Annotated in this window: 1 protein-coding gene and 1 pseudogene; one reads left to right on the top strand and one right to left on the bottom strand. The window is 60.4% G+C overall.

Features of this window, described 5'->3' with window-relative positions; translation table 11 throughout:
* Window positions 1-1,197: 1,197 nt before the first annotated feature.
* A pseudogene (locus tag EN925_RS32820) lies at window positions 1,198-1,715 on the top strand (DUF892 family protein).
* Between the two features lie 53 nt (window positions 1,716-1,768).
* Here EN925_RS32820 and EN925_RS40290 read toward each other — a convergent pair.
* Window positions 1,769-2,187, bottom strand: a 419-nt coding sequence (locus EN925_RS40290; protein WP_206633055.1) for a hypothetical protein, incomplete at its 5' end; no start/stop codon positions are given.

Below are 2,187 nucleotides of genomic sequence, written 5' to 3'. Positions count from 1 at the left end.
GTGTATTGCAGGCGCTTGTTGTGCATGAACATTGGCAATCCTCCAGGGGGTTGGGTTGCCCAACATCCGCCTGCGAGGATTGTTCCATATTGCATCGAGTGACGCAGTGGCCGATCCGCGAGGCCATGGCGCGCTAGGGGTGAAATTCGTGTCGGGACGCACATCAATGAGCGCCTCCAGATGGGAAAAAGACTGGTCGCGCACGTTTTCCTCCGGGTACTGGAACGAACATGTTGTCGGGACTAACCCACGATGAAAGCGGCGAAAAACTGCTGAGGCTCTGCATTCGTCTGCAGGTCACAGCGATGGGATGACAGATCCCGAATGGCCACAGCAAAGTCCGGCGCCAGGCATCTCTTGCGAAGTTCTGCGATCTCGGAACAATCGCGCCAACCACAGTTCGAGCCAGGCAGCGGAGCTGCAAGATTGGTGACCCGATCCCCGCGTGAGCCCTCCCACGGCGTAGGCGCTTGATCACCAGCAGGCGATATAATCGAGGCGATAGCATCGATGGGCAAGAAGGCCAAGCAGAACACCGCGTCTCGGACGGATCGCGAAAGGGCCATCGAAGCGACTACTTTGCCCGAAAGTGCGGCCTCACCAAGGACGAGGCACTCAAGATTCTCAGGTCGCAGGATCGATGAAGAAGCGAAACGGCGGTCGGGCGGCCGGTAGGAGCAATCGTCGCTCGATCGTCGCAACCGATGGCGGCGCATGATCTAGTTCACCCCGACACACCTTTTCAACAATCCGCTTCAACCATCCGGGCATGCCGCGGGCCGGGTCCCGTTTAGACCGGCAGAGGCAGCCGAGCGACCATTGTGGCTTGCAATATGTGCCGAAAAGCGCGCGATCTGGTCTCACAGCAGCTTGCCCACAAAACGCTGAAGAGGTCGTTCCGGCACCGCGGCCCCCGACCGCCGTCTTATCAACATTGATCGGCGAAAGCGTGACCAGCAATCGACTTCGATAGGCGAGAACGCCGGTTAAGGCGCGGCAGGCGGCTTGACAAGCGGCCACGAGGCTAGCCAGGCGCAGAGGCGACATGGCGCCGGTTGTGCCGACCAGAACGGAGCGAGATCCCCACGGTCCTTGCTCGTGTTCCCACGATGTCTTTGAGGGCGAGGAACAACCGATGGCCTTGGTTGTTAGAGCTGCATATGCCGCGAAGCATTGAACTCGAAGTGGGACATGGAGATGGCGACGAAGAAAAGCGCCCAGAGCAGCACAAAGGGCCTGGAAGATCTATTTTACGAAGCCTTGAAGGACATATACTACGCGGAGCGTTAAGTGCCCTCAAGAAAATGGCCAGGGGTACCGAATCGCAAGAGTTGACCGCCGCGTTCGAGAAGCACCGCGACGAGACTGAGGGTCAGGTTGAGCGGCTGCAGCAGGTGTTCGAGATTTTCGGCAAGCGCGCGCAGGGCAAGACCTGTCCCGCGATCGACGGCATCATTGAGGAGGGCGGGGAGATACTGGAGGAGCTCCAGGCGGCGCCGGCCCTCGACGCCGGGCTTGTTGCCGCTGCCCAGGCCGTCGAGCATTATGAGATCGCCCGTTATGGGACATTGGTAACCTGGGCAAGGCTGCTCGGCTTGAATGACGCGGTTCCGCTGCTGCAGCAGACGCTCGACGAAGAGAAGGCAACGGACGAGGCGTTGACGCAGCTTGGAGAAACCAGCGTAAATGAAAGGGCGCTGCAAGATGCCGCCTAGATCTAGCTGAACGCGTTGGGCGGGAGGGAGATCGAGTCCAGCGACACCGTCGATCAGGTTGGCTGGCGCTGCGTGCATGAGCAAATAGTGGATACGGTCGTTGCACTGAACCGTCCGAGGCGGTCATTCCTGCGCGAACAACTCGCCTTGCCCATGAATGGTTGCAGGAACATCCGTGGCAGCTTGGGATCAGCGCCCATGGTAGAAACCAAAGGAACAATCAACCCGAGCTTCCGCTCGATATCGTTGCTCGAAACTGTCGGAGCTCTGGCCGGACGCGCCAGCAGCGCCGCGACGCTCGCTTCCATCTGCCCTCGGCGAGGCGCGCGGAATCGCTCGATCGTGCGGCCCGATCGCTGCGACACCGCTGTTTCGTCCGGCTCCGCGTGCAGACAGGATGAGGCGCGACTGTCACTGCAGTTTTCAGGTGCCAGGTGAGGGTCCTCGTCACCGGCGCGTCGGGTCTGATCGG

Origin of the sequence: Mesorhizobium sp. M7A.F.Ca.US.006.04.2.1, from assembly GCF_004022915.1 — a bacterium.
Taxonomy (GTDB): Bacteria; Pseudomonadota; Alphaproteobacteria; order Rhizobiales; family Rhizobiaceae; genus Mesorhizobium; species Mesorhizobium ciceri.
This window is presented reverse-complemented; position numbering and strand designations above follow the sequence as displayed.